Annotated in this window: 10 protein-coding genes, 1 tRNA gene, 1 other RNA gene and 1 pseudogene; 10 read left to right on the top strand and 3 right to left on the bottom strand. The window is 63.7% G+C overall.

What is annotated here, in order from left to right:
• The 4 genes from EF294_RS15430 (at position 1) to EF294_RS15415 (ending at position 3,049) form a co-directional block, all read left to right on the top strand.
• A complete protein-coding gene (locus EF294_RS15430) occupies positions 1 to 1,077 on the top strand; it encodes a DNA polymerase domain-containing protein (protein ID WP_123931635.1) in 1,077 nt (358 codons plus the stop codon).
• 304 nt (positions 1,078 to 1,381) lie between these two features.
• On the top strand, positions 1,382 to 2,026 hold the full coding sequence (locus EF294_RS15425) for a trypsin-like serine protease (RefSeq protein ID WP_123931633.1): 645 nt from the start codon (positions 1,382 to 1,384) through the stop codon (positions 2,024 to 2,026).
• Between the two features lie 96 nt (positions 2,027 to 2,122).
• Positions 2,123 to 2,211, top strand: a tRNA-Ser gene (locus tag EF294_RS15420).
• A gap of 355 nt (positions 2,212 to 2,566) precedes the next feature.
• On the top strand, positions 2,567 to 3,049 hold the full coding sequence (locus EF294_RS15415) for a hypothetical protein (protein ID WP_123931631.1): 483 nt from the start codon (positions 2,567 to 2,569) through the stop codon (positions 3,047 to 3,049).
• On the opposite strand, the pseudogene EF294_RS22750 reads toward EF294_RS15415, so the two are convergent.
• Positions 2,942 to 3,220, bottom strand: a pseudogene (locus EF294_RS22750) (recombinase family protein); the annotation flags it as partial. The gene EF294_RS15415 and the pseudogene EF294_RS22750 sit on opposite strands and share 108 nt — an antisense overlap.
• Before the next feature lie 1,603 nt (positions 3,221 to 4,823).
• On the opposite strand from EF294_RS22750, the gene EF294_RS15405 reads away from it, so the two are divergent.
• Positions 4,824 to 5,105 (top strand): hypothetical protein, encoded by a 282-nt coding sequence (locus tag EF294_RS15405; protein WP_123931629.1) that lies wholly within the window; start codon positions 4,824 to 4,826, stop codon positions 5,103 to 5,105.
• A 758-nt stretch (positions 5,106 to 5,863) separates the two neighbouring features.
• Here EF294_RS15405 and EF294_RS15400 read toward each other — a convergent pair.
• Complete coding sequence (locus EF294_RS15400) at positions 5,864 to 6,085, bottom strand: transposase (RefSeq protein WP_123931627.1); 222 nt, start codon at positions 6,083 to 6,085, stop codon at positions 5,864 to 5,866.
• 74 nt (positions 6,086 to 6,159) lie between these two features.
• Complete coding sequence (locus EF294_RS15395) at positions 6,160 to 7,569, bottom strand: amino acid permease (protein ID WP_123931625.1); 1,410 nt, start codon at positions 7,567 to 7,569, stop codon at positions 6,160 to 6,162.
• Between the two features lie 217 nt (positions 7,570 to 7,786).
• Between EF294_RS15395 and ffs the strand changes: the two genes are divergently transcribed.
• The 5 genes from ffs to EF294_RS15370 all read left to right on the top strand — a co-directional run bounded on the left by ffs (position 7,787) and on the right by EF294_RS15370 (position 14,598).
• Positions 7,787 to 7,881, top strand: an RNA gene (ffs, locus tag EF294_RS15390) — signal recognition particle sRNA small type.
• 28 nt (positions 7,882 to 7,909) lie between these two features.
• Entirely contained in the window at positions 7,910 to 9,187 is a 1,278-nt protein-coding gene (locus tag EF294_RS15385; protein WP_123931623.1) for an aspartate aminotransferase type Ic, read from the top strand.
• 39 nt (positions 9,188 to 9,226) lie between these two features.
• Complete coding sequence (locus EF294_RS15380; RefSeq protein ID WP_123931621.1) at positions 9,227 to 10,537, top strand: glycosyltransferase 87 family protein; 1,311 nt, start codon at positions 9,227 to 9,229, stop codon at positions 10,535 to 10,537.
• A 163-nt stretch (positions 10,538 to 10,700) separates the two neighbouring features.
• Complete coding sequence (locus EF294_RS15375; RefSeq protein WP_185091113.1) at positions 10,701 to 12,227, top strand: acyl-CoA synthetase; 1,527 nt, start codon at positions 10,701 to 10,703, stop codon at positions 12,225 to 12,227.
• A 64-nt stretch (positions 12,228 to 12,291) separates the two neighbouring features.
• On the top strand, positions 12,292 to 14,598 hold the full coding sequence (locus EF294_RS15370; RefSeq protein WP_123931617.1) for a DNA polymerase III subunit gamma and tau: 2,307 nt from the start codon (positions 12,292 to 12,294) through the stop codon (positions 14,596 to 14,598).
• The last annotated feature ends 68 nt before the right edge of the window (positions 14,599 to 14,666 follow it).

The raw sequence follows: 14,666 nt of genomic DNA, 5'->3' as shown, positions 1-14,666 counted from the left end.
ATGGTTTCTCGCTCGCCCGCCGAAGAACTCGACGTCGGCGGCATCGCCGTACGCATGAGCAACCCTGACAAGATCTACTTCCCCGAGCTCGGCGAGAACGGTGGCCGTAAGCGCGATCTCGTCGGCTACTACCGGCAGATGGCCTTGCTCGACGCCGGCGGCGACGGCCCGATCTTGACGGCGCTACGCGACCGGCCCACCTTTCTGCAGCGCTTCCCCGACGGTATCGCGGGCGAGGAGATCTACCAGAAACACGTCGCCAAGAAGCGTCCCGAGCATGTGCCGTCGACCCGGATCATGTTCCCCTCCGGACGCACCGGAGATGCGCTGTGCCCTAAAGTGCCTGCCGACATCGTGTGGGGAGCGAACCTCGGCACTGTCACCTTTCACAGTTGGCCCACCCGAGAGGGTGACAACGATCATCCCGATCAGTTGCGCATCGATCTCGATCCACAGCCGGGCACCGATTTCGACGATGCCCGCCGGGTGGCGCTCGATGTGCTCGCCCCATTACTCGACGAACTCGGATATGCCGGATTCCCCAAGACCTCGGGCGGTCGCGGTATTCACGTGTTCGTGCCGATCGAGCCGCAGTGGGACTTCATCGCCACCCGCCGTGCGGTGATCGCGATCGCGCGTGAGATGGAGCGTCGTGATCCCGACGCGGTGACCACCTCATGGTGGAAAGAGGAACGCGGAGAACGGATCTTCATCGACTTCAACCAGAATGCGCGGGACCGCACGATGGCCTCGCCGTATTCGGTGCGCCGCAGTGCCAACGCCCGGGTGTCGACGCCGGTGACGTGGGCCGAACTCGCCGAGATACATCCCGACGACGCGACCATGGCTACTGTGCCCGATCTGGTTGCCCGACGCGGAGATCCGATGGCCCACATCGCCGAACATCGCGTCGGTCTCGAACCTCTGCTGGAGATGGTGCAGCGCGACGATGCCAACGGGTTGCACGACCTGCCGTACCCGCCGAGCTACCCGAAGATGCCCGGTGAGCCGCCACGCGTCCAACCGAGCAGAAAGGTTGCCGCGCACTGGGATGAACAGGGCAACCGGGCGGAGTAAGCCGGAGTTCCTAGGTTGTGTCTACGCCCCAAGCCAAATGCGCCGGCCGACTGCACGACGGCCCGAACGATCTGGGATCGCGGAGCGCATCAACCACGACGCCCTGACCTTTGGTGGCGCCGAGGACCGCGATCGGTTCGGTGTGACTGGGTGTAGGCGGCGTGTGGACCACCTGTGACGGCGGCGCCATAGGGGTCCACGGGCGTTCCACCTGAAGGGGGACAAGTGCGCAATCACCGATTTTCTATCTCAAAGACCCCTGATACACTCCGGTCAGTCGCCAACCAGATGAAGGACGGAACACATGCGAATCAAATTGATGGCCGCCGCGTTCGTGCTCAGCGCCGCAGGACTCGTGGCAGCCCCGGTTGCCTCCGCTCAGGCGGCAGCTCCGACCGTGCGGTCGGGTATGGAGATTAACGTCGATGAGACGATCATCACGGCTACGTCCTGCACGCTGGGTGCGGTTGTCTCCCCGACGAAGGCCCTTACCGCCGGCCACTGTGGTCACGTCGGCCAAGAGGTGTATGACGAGCACGGAGTCACGATCGGCCGCATCACCGCCAACCGGATCACCAAGGGGCTCGACATCGCGGTCATCAGGCTCGGGCGTAACACCCGTGCGCAGATTGACTCGATCGGATGGAGCGCGCCGATCACCAAGGGTGAGCGTGTCACCAAGAACGGCGTGACCACACGTTTCAGTGCCGGCACCATTACCGACCCGAAGCCGAAGATGCGCACCGCTTACGGATACTCCTTCGCCCCGCCCTTCCTCCTGCAGAACACGACAATCAGCGTTCGGGCACTCCTTCGCTCGGCCGAGGGTGATAGCGGATCAGGCATCCGCGACGCGCAGGGCAACGTTATCGGTATCCTGTCGGCCGGTAGCTCCGACACCGACACCCTCATCGCACCGGTCTCGTTGCTGCCCGCAAACCTGCGATAGCAGGCGTTAGTAGAGGCCGGTCGGCGGGTTCGGAGGTCGGTGATGACGCCGCGGTTTGGGCTGGCCGCCCATCCCCGGTTATGATCGACCGTCGTTGGAGGATTCGCCTAGTGGCCTATGGCGCTCGCCTGGAACGCGGGTTGGGTTAACAGCCCTCGGGGGTTCGAATCCCCCATCCTCCGCCAAATGGTCGTTATTCGAACTCGGCGCGTACGCAAGTACGCGCCGAGTTTGTTTTTGCCTGCGGATGGGTCTGACCTGCAGGTTTCGGGTCGCTACCAGGATGGCTTCGGTGAGGGTGAGGCCACGGAGGTTGAACGCGGTGTCGCCATACGATCCGGCGGTTGGTGTGTGGGGAGTCTGTGTCATCTCGGTGGTGAGGATGAGGGTGTCGGTGTCGACGGCGAGTAGTCCGGCGAACGGTTGGTGTAGGACGGCTGACTGCACCTGTCCGTCGTCGCCGATGTAGATCTTGCGGAAGAAGCCTTGGTTGAGCAGTCTGCGGTGTTTGTTGCCGACTCTGGTGTAGAGCGTGTGGCAGTGTTCGACAAGTCCGAGCGCATCGTCGAGGCGTTGGCGGAGTTCGGTGATGGTGTTTTTGGTGGCTGCGACCTGTTTTTCGGCGTTCGTCTTGGTGGCGGTGAGTCTGGTCATTTCGCTGTTGAGGAGGTCGAGCGGGACTGCTCCGGCGTAGTGGGCTTCGAGCAGTGTGGCGCGTTCGCGTTCGACTTTGTCCAGGGTGGTTGCGGCAGTGCGTGCGCGTTCGACGGCGTCGGCTTGTTGGGCGTCGATCTCGGTACGAACGATCTGTCGAATGGCGTCGATCTGCTGGTGAGGAATGCGCAGAGTTGTGTAGAAGTCGATGATCGAGTTCTCGACGGTCGCGACACGGACATGTGGCCGGGTGCACCGATTGGTGGCACGTTCGGCGCCCATGTAGAAGAAGTAGTCGTAGCTTTTCCCGGTCTTGCCGGTGTTCCGGGAGAACACCATGCGGCTGCCGCACCGGCCGCAGGCGATTGATCCTTTGAGGTAGTGTGGGTGGCGGCGGTCTTTCTCGCCTGGTTTGTTGTGGGCGTCGAGCACTTCCTGGACGCGCAGCCATGTGTCGGGTGACACGAGCGCGGGGTGGTTACCTTCGTGGTAGACGCCCTTGTAGGCGACGATGCCGATGTAATACGGGTTGGACAGCATCCGATGATCCTCAGACTACATTGAAGAGTGCGGTGATTGATGAGCTGTCAAGTCTCCGAAGCATCGGATGGGCGCAGAACTTTAACACTCACGGAACAAGTAGTGTCAGGTTTGACAACGATCCCCCGTGGTCGAAATATGACCGCGCATCGCGCGAGTGTGGTACTGGCGGGAGTAGGGTTAGCTCTGATGTTGGTGACTGCGGGGTGTTTTCCCGCGACGCCAACCGCGACGACTGAGCGTATCGATGTCACTGCGGCTCGGGCTGAGATCACTCAAAACTATTCTGTTGATATCCCTGCTGTCTTTAGCGGTGGAATTGTTACGAAGACGATTGATCCTGGCGTAGGAGGTAATCTGTACGTCGGTCGATTTGACGCGCCGCGTAGCAACGACACCACCACTGCACGACTAGCCGTGCAACTGGCCGCAACACCAACGACTGCGTCCTGCGGCGAACTCTCTGAATCGTGGCAGGACGCAGGACAGCTGCAGTGTCCTCTAGCGGCCACAGCGCAGCTCGCCCAACTCGTCAAGGCTCACTCGGAAGTGAGGATGGCCGTTGTTCAGGAACCACGTTGGACTCGACTCAATGTTCGTACCTAGTTGGCGCCTCACTTGGTCCGGCGTAACGGCATGGACAACGCTGCATGATCGACCGGACACGCAATCGCCGGCGCCGTGAAATCTTCCTGGAACGCCGTCACCGGAATATTCTGATAGGCGATGGACGACACACCACCACGCCGCAGCCTCACCAGCGAGCAAATACAGCGCCTGGGACGGTCCCCCAAGTCCCCACCGCCTTCTCCTTCGACCGCGAATGATCCCAGCCACCCCGAAGCGGCAGGTGGGAAAAATGCGCTGAAATTTGTCGGAGAACTATTCCTCCACTTTATCGCCGTAGGATTCAACAGTGCATACATTCCCCGAAACAAACAGAAGAAGCGCCGATAGTCGCTCGCGCGTTGTAGAGCGGCCCGCCCTAGTGTGGTTTGGTGGTACCACTGGGCATGCGGCGGCTTCGCTGGGCGTCTTCCGCAATCCACGAGTGTTGCGCGTTCCTCTTTTTTGTGGGGATTCTCCGGGCTCTGCAAGAGTGCAGGTCGGCTGTCCTGCCGGTGTTTCCCCTCTGGCCGATAGTTCACTGAATTGCAATCTTGCCGAAGGGCTGAACGTGTGGTCTACTTTTACAATCAGTCGCGAATGTGACATTCGCGGCTTGTGGTGTCGGATGTAGGCGGTGAGGGGACGGCATGGCGGTGGGAAGTGGTTCGGTGAGGCGGCGGCGATCGAGAGTCATATTCCACGTAGAGCCCTGAGGAAACGCAGAATATGTACACCATGGTGAAAGAAAACGACAGCCTTGCTGCCGGTGCGGCTTGCGGAATCCTCGCGCTTGAAGGAGGACCCGTCGCGAGCCTAGTGGCGGCCGCATCGTGTGCCATAATAATCGCCAATGCATTTGACGCGGTTGGTCCACCTCCCGAGGGTTCGCAGCTTCATTCGGCCCTCAGCGCTAGCAGCCTCGGGGTGAGCGTTGACGCAACGAACACGTACGTGATTGCTCTTGGCAGCGCGCAAGCTGGCGGCTGAGGTAGACATGGAGCTGCTGTTCTTTGTCGCCGGGTTTGTCGCAGGCGGTTTAGTTGCGCACCTGGTGTTGCGCCTACGAATTACCCTTTCTAAAGGTAAGCTCGACGTAGCGGCTGCGCCCCTGGCAAAAGCGGTGCTCACGGCATACCTGCCCGGGTTCATTCTGTGCATGCTTGCTGCCCTATTCGTCAATTCGGTAAAGCTCAATAATTGTCTCATTGGACTTATCTCCGGAGTTTGCGTGGTATCTCTCCCGTATCTATTGGAGCTGTTCTCTACAGATCGTTGAGCTAATCCCGGACGGAGGATTCGATAACAATGAGATTTCGGTCGATGGTTGCTGCTGCGTAGATCGTATTCGGTGGTTCTTTTCCTTAACAGCGTGGGGCAGCTCGACATCGTCTGAAGCCTATCCAGTCCGTCATTTAACTCTGGCTAGCGCAAGTGTTGATGACGAAACCTTGGTGCAACTTCAGCAGGATGCGAAAGAGTTTTATACGGCGCCATTCAAGAATAATGCACGGTCGGTCTACTCATCGATGAGTTCAAGGTGTCGAGCTATCGTGTCTGTCGAGAGTGTCGAAAGGCAGTGCGCATACGCAGGGTGTCTATCAGCGTGACGGCTAAGAGTGGCGATTATGCGGGATCAGCTAACAGTGCCGGGCTCGTGACGATCATTTCCGGAGCAGCCGGTATTGTCACACGCCTTTTCACTTACTCGCTGTTGCGGTGGACGGCTGCGAAGGTGATGGGTGTGGACGCTTATCCCGGAACCGCGTCGTGGTGGTTCTGCGCGTCTGCGCCGCTGCTGAAAGCAGCGGTTCTCGCAGCAGCTCGCGCAGTGCGGTGTCGGAATCGGCCGGCGCCTGCGCTAGCGGCAGGTGTCGATACGCAGTCCCGGACGGCCCAAATAACCTGCACGCCATACGTTCTGACATGGTCATCACGTCTTTGAGCATGGCGATGGCGGCGCGATTGGCGGTTGCGCTCACCACTTTCCCCTTGGCGATCTCCCGCAGTGCATCCTTCGCCCTCCGCGTCGGCGAGCTACCGCTTGAGCAGACTGTTCTGATCGCGCATCTCGTTGAGTTCGTTCGCGGCGTCGCCGTCCATGACGCCGTACCGGCGGCGCCAGTCGTACAACGTGACTGCCGACACCTCGAGGCCGGTGGCGATCTCCTCGCCGCTCTCTCCCTTCGCTGCCAACTCATCAGCCCGGTGCAACTTGCGCACGATCTTCTTGGCCGAGTGACGCTTCTTTCCCGCCATGATCCGGACCTCTAGAGGGAACGTCCATAGCGATGGTCCTCTGTCGCCGGCGCATATGAAATCCCCGATGAGCGTTACTGCCGCGAGGTTGTGACCGGGTGCGGTCCGGTGCTGCGCTTCTGGACGATCACCCCGGCCGCGACGATGATCAGTGCGGAGATTGCGGAGAATATGATCGCCTGGCGCTGCCCTTCATCGAACACCATGAGCACCAGTACCGCGACGATGAACACCATCACCGCACAGGTCAGGTACGGGAATAACCACATCGTCACCGCGGGCCGATGCGCTTCTTGACGCAGCGTGCGGCCGAGTTTGAACTGGCTCGCGGCAATGGTCAGGTAGACGAACAGTGCGATCGCTCCGCTGGTGGCCAGCAGCCACGCAAAGATCTTGTCCGGCAACACATAGTTGCCGATTACCGCCAGGAATCCGATGATCATCGACAACAGCACCGACACCCACGGCACGCCGTTGCGAGTCAGCCGCCGCACGGCCCACGGTGCATCGTGACGGGTGCCGAGCGAGAACAGCATGCGGGAGGCGGTGTAGAGCGCGGAGTTCAGGCACGAGGCGACTGCGGTGAGGATGACGATGTCCATGATCAGCGCGGCGTGCGGGATGCCGATCGCCTCGAGCACCGACTGGTAGGAGCCGTCGGGCAGCTTGTTGTAGGGCATTAGTGACACGACAACGAAGATCGAGCCGAGATAGAACAGCGAGATCCGCCAGATCACCGAGTTGACCGCCTTGGTAATGCCCTTCTCCGGATTGGGTGATTCGGCTGCGGCGATGGTAACGATCTCGGTGCCCATGAACGAGAACATCGTGATCAGCATGCCGGCGATGACGGCGCCAAATCCGTTGGGCATGAAGCCATCGGGCTGCCACAGATGATGGATGCCGCTGACCTGCGAACTCGGAATCCAGCCGAGCATCGCCGCGACACCGACGATGATGAACAACACGATCGCGACGACCTTGATCAACGCGAACCAGAACTCGAACTCGCCGTAGTTGCCGACGCTGACGAGATTGGTGACGGTCAATAGCATGCTGACTGCCAGCGCCCAGATCCATTGCGCGCCACCGATGAGATCGGTGAGGATCGACGCCGCGGCTGTCGCCTCGACGGGGATCACGAGCACCCAGAACCACCAGTACAGCCAGCCGACGGAGAAGCCGGCCCAGCGGCCGAGGGCGCGGTCGGCGTACACCGAAAACGAGCCGGTGTCGGGGTTGGCGGTCGCCATCTCGCCGAGCATGCGCATCACCAGCACGACCAGCGCGCCTGCCAGTGCGTACGAGATCAATACCGCCGGTCCGGCCTTCTCGATGGCGTTCGCCGAACCGACGAACAGACCGGCGCCGATGACGCCGGCGATGGAGATCATGGTGATGTGTCGGGGCTTGAGGCTCGACCCGAGTGAACCGTGCCCGCCTGCGGCGGTCGATTCGGAGGATTTCCGGTCGACAGAGGTCATGGGTTGCGTCTCCTACGGTGGTGAGAGTTCACATAGAATTCAGCCCCTAGTGGGGGCGCGGTGACCGAATCTACGGCCGGCGCGGCGGACGCGCAGCGGTTGCGAACTTTGTCCGATATGCCACAGCTCCTGAGCGGCCTTGGCCGAGGATCACCGCCGGTAGGGGCGGTCGCACGGACCGATTGCAGAATGCGCCGACCCACTCGCTACACTTGTCGACGGATCCCGCGCGGCGTGCATCCTGTGAACTCCCCCAGGGCCGGAAGGCAGCAAGGGTCAACGGGCTCTCTCGGGTGCGCGGGGTCCCCATACATCTCACCCCGATACACGAGGTCCCCCGTTGAACTATCACTCCAAGAGTGCCGACGAGCTTCGCGCCACCCAGGAGGACCTCCGAAAGCTCTACGACGCGCTGTGCGCGGCCGGGCTGTCCCTCGACCTCACCCGCGGCAAGCCCGCGCCAGAGCAACTTGATCTGTCCAACGAGTTGCTGTCACTGCCCGGCGCGGATTTCCGTGCCGCCGACGGCACCGACACGCGCAACTACGGCGGCCTGCGTGGTCTGCCGGAGCTGCGGGAGATCTTCGGGGAGATCTTCGCGGTCGATCCCGCGAATCTGATCGCCTACGGCAACGCGAGCCTCGAGATCATGCATCACCTGACCACATTCGGGCTGCTGCGCGGCACCGTGGATTCGTCGCAACCGTGGTCGTCGGGTCCGGTGAAGTTCCTGTGCCCGGTGCCCGGATACGACCGTCACTTCGCGATCACCGAGCAGTACGGCATCGAGATGGTGCCGGTGCCGATCAACCCCGACGGCCCCGACGTCGACGCGTGCGCGGCACTGACCGCCGCCGACCCGACGATCAAGGGCATGTGGGCGGTACCCACTTACTCCAACCCGACCGGCGTCACCTTCTCCGAGGAGGTCACCGAGGGCCTGCTGTCGATGCCGGCCGCCGACGACTTCCGTATCTACTGGGACAACGCCTACGCGGTGCACACCCTCGTCGACGAGCCGCCGACGCCCCTGCCGGTGATCGAGATGGCCGCCGCCGCAGGCAATCCCAATCGCGTCTACGTCCTCGGTTCGACGTCGAAGATCACCTTCGCCGGTGCTGGGGTCTCGTTCTTCGGATCGTCGAAGGCCAACGTCGACTGGTTCGTCGAGAATATCGGCTTCGCGACCATCGGTCCCGACAAGGTGAATCAGCTGCGCCACGCGCGGTTCTTCGGTGACGCCGCCGGGGTGCGTGCCCACATGGCCCGCCACCGGGACATCCTCGCCCCCAAGTTCGCGACCGTGCTCGGCATCCTCGAGGATCGGCTCGCGGAGTCGAAGGTCGCGTCGTGGTCCGAACCCGAGGGCGGCTACTTCATCAACCTCGACGTGCCCGACGGCGCGGCGAGCCGGACCATCGCGTTGGCCAAGGACGCGGGTATCGCGCTGACACCAGCGGGTTCGACGTTCCCATACAAGAACGACCCGCACGACCGCAACATCCGGTTGGCGCCGACCTTCCCGAGCATCGACGACCTGAAGGTCGCCATGGACGGTGTCGCCACCTGCGTGCTGCTCGCCGCGACGGAGACGCTGCTCTCCGCGCACGGTTCCTGAAAGACGCCGATCTTCGGTGGGCGTAGCGGGTGACCAACCGTGACAGGTGGCCGCGGGCGCCGCTTCGTCTGGTGTGTGGCTGCGCTCGCGATCGTGGCACTTGCCCTGTGGTGCCAGCACCTGATCCTGCCGTTGTCCACCCCGTTCTGGGGTTTGTTCGACTATCAACTCGACCTCGACGTCTACCGTGCCGGCGCACTGACGGTGTGGGACGGCGGTAGCCTCTACGACGCAAAACTGCTCGGCCAGATGGACTACACCTACGCGCCGGTGTCGGTCATCGTGTTGATGCCGTTCGCCTGGATGTCGTTTGAGACCGCCCGGATCGTGTGGAGCGCCGGTATCCTCATCGCGCTCTATCTGGTGATCGTCCTGTGCTTCCGGGCCCTCGGCAGAGACGTGAACTGGCCGTTGCGATGTCTGGCGATCGCCCTCGTCGCCGTCTCGATGCTCCTGGAACCGGTGCGCACCACCATCTGGTACGGCCAGATCAACGTGTTTCTCCTATTGATCATCCTCGCCGACCTCGTCCGACCCGACGGTTCACGACTCAAGGGCGTCGGCACCGGCATCGCCGCGGGCATCAAATTGACGCCGCTGATCTTCGTCCTCTACTTCGCGCTGCTACGGCGCTGGCGTGAGACGGCCGGGGTACTCGGCGGATTCCTCCTGACCGTCGTCGTCGGATTCGTGGTGCTGCCCAAGGAATCCTGGTCGTATTGGACCGACAAGATCTTCGACTCCAATCGCGTGGGCGCGCCGCAGACCCTCGGCAATCAGTCGTTGCGCGGGCTCATCGCCAATCTGATGCACACCGATGCCCCCAACACCGCGGTGTGGATGGTCCTCGTGCTCATCGCGCTGGCGCTCGGGATGGGCTCGGCGGTGCTCGCCCATCGGCGCGGCCATGAGTTGCTCGCGATCTCGATCGTCGGTATGACCTCGTGTGCGGTGTCGCCGATGGCCTGGGGACACCACTGGGTGTGGTTCGTGCCGATCGTCGTGATCTGTGTAAATCTGTTGCTGCGGACCGATCTGTCGGCGATACGCCGCGCGTTCGCCGGCATCGGGCTCGTTGCGCTGGTACTCACGGCGTTCGCCTGGCGCACACACTTCGCCTATCCGATGTGGTTCGTGAACCGGACCGTGCCGGACGCGTACTTCACCGGGCTGTTCTTCAAGGCGCAGACGGGACCGGCGTGGGCGCAAGCGTTCCTGGTCTATCCGTACAACGCGATCTTCCTCGGTACGACCATCGCGACCTTCGTCGTTCTCGGACTGCTCGACCGCCCCCCGCGCCCGACCCAGGACCACACCGCCCCGACGGACACCGCCGCGCCGCCCAGCTGATCACGGGCGGCTCAGGCCTTTCCCGGTTAGTCGAAATTCACCGAATCGGACACGGCGCCGTGTGCCGCGATCTACGCTGACGCCATCGTCGCCAACCACCGCTGGATCAGTCGGCCCGCGTGTGAGGAGAACTGCCGTGCCCAGTATCAGCACCCCGGAATCGATGGATCTCGGATCGTGGATCGCGCGCCGGGCCGCCATCGGTCCCGACCGCCCCGCCATCACCTTCGACGACACGACGATGAGTTTCCGGGAATTCTCCGACCGGATCGACCGACTGGCCGCCACCCTGCGCGCCGGAGGCGTCGGCGTCGGTGACCGCGTCGCCTATCTCGGCCTGAACCATCCGATGTTCCTGGTCGCCATGTTCGCCTCGGCGCGCGCCGGAGCGACGTTTGTGCCGTTGAACTTTCGGCTCACCGGAGCCGAACTCGCCTACATCATCAACGACGCCGGTGCCCACACCCTGATCGCCGATCCTGCGCTCGCGGCCGTCGTCGACGAGGTGGACGATCAGCTCGCGCTGCAGCGGCGCATCGCCGTCGGTGAGCACGTCGGCTGGGAGTCCGCTGAAGCCGTCATCGCCCACGCCGAGCCGATTGCCGACCCCGCCCGTCCGGAGTCGGACGCCATCGCGGTCATCATGTACACCTCGGGAACCACCGGCCGCCCCAAGGGGGCGATGCTCACCCACGGAAACCTGTTCTGGAACAACATGAACTCGCTGTTGTGTCTGGACGTCGAGACCTCCGACATCAGCTATTGCGCCGCCCCGCTGTTCCACATCGGGGGACTCAACGTCACGACACTGGTTACCCTGCAGCGGGGCGGTCACATCGTGCTCGCACCGACATTCGATCCGGTCGCGACGCTAAATGCCATCGAAAAGTACCGTGTGACAACGATGTTCGGTGTGCCGGCGATGTTCCTGTTCATGTCTCAGGTCCCGCAGTTCGAGACCGCGGACCTGTCCAGCCTGCGCTACCTCATCTGCGGTGGCGCGCCGGTGCCCGAACCGTTGATGCGGCGATACGCCGGGCGGGGACTGGCCTTCGCTCAGGGATACGGACTCACCGAAACCGCCCCGCTCGCACTCGTGATGGGCCTCGACGAGTCGGCGGCCAAGATCGGTGCCGCGGGCAACAAGGTGTTGCCGCTCTCGGATGTGCGACTCGTCGACGCCGCCAATTTGCCTGTCCCGGTGGGTACCCCGGGCGAAGTCTGCGTCCGTGGCCCGCAGGTGATGGTCGGGTACTGGCGCAACCAGGCCGCTACCGACGCCGTCATCGACGACCAGGGGTGGTTCCACACCGGAGACATCGGTCGCGAGGACGACGACGGTTACATCTACGTCGTCGACCGCGTCAAGGACATGGTGATCACCGGTGGTGAGAACGTGTACCCGGCAGAGGTCGAGAGTGTTCTCTACAGCCATCCTGCGGTCGCCGAGATCGCGATCCTCGGGCTGCCCGACGCGAAGTGGGGCGAGGCGGTTACCGCCGTCATCGCCACCGCCCCCGGCCAGGAGGTCACCCTCGAGGAACTGCGTGACTTCGCCATGGACCAACTGGCCCGCTACAAGCTGCCGCTGCGTCTGGAGTTCGTCGACGCCCTGCCGCGCAACCCCTCGGGCAAGGTGCTCAAGTACCAGCTTCGTGAGCAGTTCTCCACACCCGTCCCCCAGGGGTGATCGACCTCATCCGACCTGTGGGGGAGCGGGTCGGAGTGTCGGGGTTCGCCGGTACTCTCGATGAGTGGCCCTGTATCGCACCTACCGTCCGGCGACGTTCGCCCAAGTCGTGGGCCAGGAGCACGTCACCGACCCCTTGAGCCGCGCACTCGACAGCGGACGGATCAATCATGCCTACCTGTTCTCCGGGCCTCGCGGCTGCGGCAAGACGTCCTCGGCGCGCATCCTCGCCCGTTCGCTCAATTGCGTGCAGGGCCCGACATCGACGCCGTGCGGTCAGTGCTCGTCGTGCGTGGCGCTCGCGCCGGGCGGGCCGGGCAACCTCGACGTCATCGAACTCGACGCGGCCAGCCACGGTGGTGTCGACGACACCCGTGAACTCCGGGATCGTGCGTTCTATGCCCCGTCCGAGTCGCGCTATCGCGTGTTCATCGTCGACGAGGCGCACATGGTCACCAACGCCGGGTTCAATGCCCTGTTGAAGATCGTCGAGGAGCCGCCGGAGCATCTGATCTTCGTGTTCGCGACCACCGAGCCGGAGAAGGTGCTGCCGACGATCCGTTCGCGCACGCATCACTATCCGTTCCGACTACTCGCCCCGCCGGTGATGCGCGGGCTCCTCGAGGACATCTGCGCCAAGGAGCGCGTGCAGGTGGCCGCCGACGTCTATCCGCTGGTGATCCGCGCCGGCGGCGGTTCGCCGCGCGACTCGCTGTCGATCCTCGATCAGCTCCTCGCCGGAGCCGGCGACGAGGGCGTCACCTACGACCGCGCGCTCGCCCTCCTCGGCGTCACGGACATCGCGCTGATCGACTCCGCAGTGGACGCTCTCGCCGTCGCCGACGGAGCCGCGCTGTTCACCGTGGTGGAACACGTTGTCGACGCCGGACACGATCCCCGTCGCTTTGCCGTCGATCTACTCGAGCGCCTCCGGGATCTGATTCTGCTGCAAGCGGTTCCAGATGCCGCCGACCGTGGTCTGGTGGAGGCGCCCGGCGATCAGCTGGCACGGATGCGCAGTCAGATCGATCGGCTCGGCCCCGGCGGTCTGACGCGTTTCGCCGAGATCGTCCACAACGCGCTGGGCGAGATGCGCGGCACCACCTCACCGCGGCTACTACTGGAGGTGATGTGCGCGCGCATGCTGCTGCCCACCGCCTCATCTGACGACGTGTCACTACTGCACCGTCTCGAGCGGATCGAGTCCGGGGTGGTCGTGGCCGCACCCGTGGCATCGGTGGACCCGACCCCGGCGGTCTCGTCGGGGCCGACCCCGGTGGCCCCTGTCCCGGCACCCCCCGTCGACGAGCCGCCTCCGAAGTATGTGCGGCCGTCCCAACGCAAGAGCATCGACGATCCAGTCGCACAACAGGACACGCCACCGTCGGGTGGTGTGCCTGATGAGGCGGAGCGGGCGGCACTCGAGCGCGCGGCAGCCGAGAAGGCGGCAGCGGAGAAAGCTGCGGCAGAAAAGGCTGCGGCAGAAAAGGCTGCGGCAGATCGTGAGGCCGAGAAGGCTGCTGTCGCGAAGGCCGCAGCGGAGCGAGCGGCAGCGGAGCGAGCGGCAGCGGAGAAAGCTGCGGCAGAACAGTCAGCGGCACAGTCGTCAGCCCCGGATCCGACTGCCCCCCAAGCATCGTCACGGTCTCGGCCGGAGTCCACGCCGCAACCCGAGCCGATACCGGAGGTCGCCGGTTTCGACGACGAGATCCCGCTACCCGACGAGCCGTTCGACGAATACGACGTTCCCCCGGACGAGCCGGTCCCTGCGGCGCCGCGCAGCGCACCGGAACCCGAGCCCACACCGGAGCCGGAATTGGGGCTTGACACCGATACGGTGCGCAAACGATTCCAGGAGGTGCGGACCGCCGTTCGGGCCCGGTCGAAGAGCCTCGAACCGATGCTGTCGGCTGCGGTCGTCGACGATCTCGACGGCACCGCCGTCGTCCTCGCTCACCCGATCGACGTGTTGGTGGGCAGGTTGTCTGCACCGCACGCGGTCTCGATCATTCGTGAGGCATTGCAGGAGGTGTTCGGCACCGATCTCGACGTCCGCACCGTCCACCGAGACACCTCGACGCCGGGGCCCGCGACCGCGCGGCCGCAGGCGGTTGCCGCATCCAAGCGGCAGACGTTCTCGCGGCCGAGCCGTGTCCGCTCGGACCCCGCGCAGGGAAGTTCTCCCGCGCCCGAACCCGATCCGGAACCCGAGGAACCCGAAGCGCCACGCTCCGACGAGGAGATCAGTGACGACGAGCGGGCGGAGATGGTCGCCGACGTGCACAATGCCACCCCCGACGCGCGAATCGACCCCGACAAACTCGCCCTTGACCTACTGCAGACCGAGTTGGGTGCGCGGCCGCTCGAGTAGCGACCCAGCTGTGGCTCAAGGGGTCTCGAGGTGTCGGTGCCGGCGCACCTGAGCACCTCGACCAGCGG

Origin of the sequence: Gordonia oryzae, assembly GCF_003797185.1 — a bacterium.
GTDB lineage: Bacteria > Actinomycetota > Actinomycetes > Mycobacteriales > Mycobacteriaceae > Gordonia > Gordonia oryzae.
Note: the sequence above shows the minus strand (reverse complement) of the source record. Positions and strands in the feature narration are given on the sequence as shown.

Bases quoted from the DNA above. Each gene is read 5' to 3' on its own strand.
- EF294_RS15430 (WP_123931635.1), top strand. From the start codon at position 1: ATGGTTTCTCGCTCGCCCGCCGAAGAACTCGACGTCGGCGGCATCGCC.
- EF294_RS15425 (WP_123931633.1), top strand. From the start codon at position 1,382: ATGCGAATCAAATTGATGGCCGCCGCGTTCGTGCTCAGCGCCGCAGGA.
- EF294_RS15405 (WP_123931629.1), top strand. From the start codon at position 4,824: ATGGAGCTGCTGTTCTTTGTCGCCGGGTTTGTCGCAGGCGGTTTAGTT.
- EF294_RS15400 (WP_123931627.1), bottom strand. From the start codon at position 6,085: ATGGCGGGAAAGAAGCGTCACTCGGCCAAGAAGATCGTGCGCAAGTTG.
- EF294_RS15395 (WP_123931625.1), bottom strand. From the start codon at position 7,569: ATGACCTCTGTCGACCGGAAATCCTCCGAATCGACCGCCGCAGGCGGG.
- EF294_RS15375 (WP_185091113.1), top strand. From the start codon at position 10,701: ATGGATCTCGGATCGTGGATCGCGCGCCGGGCCGCCATCGGTCCCGAC.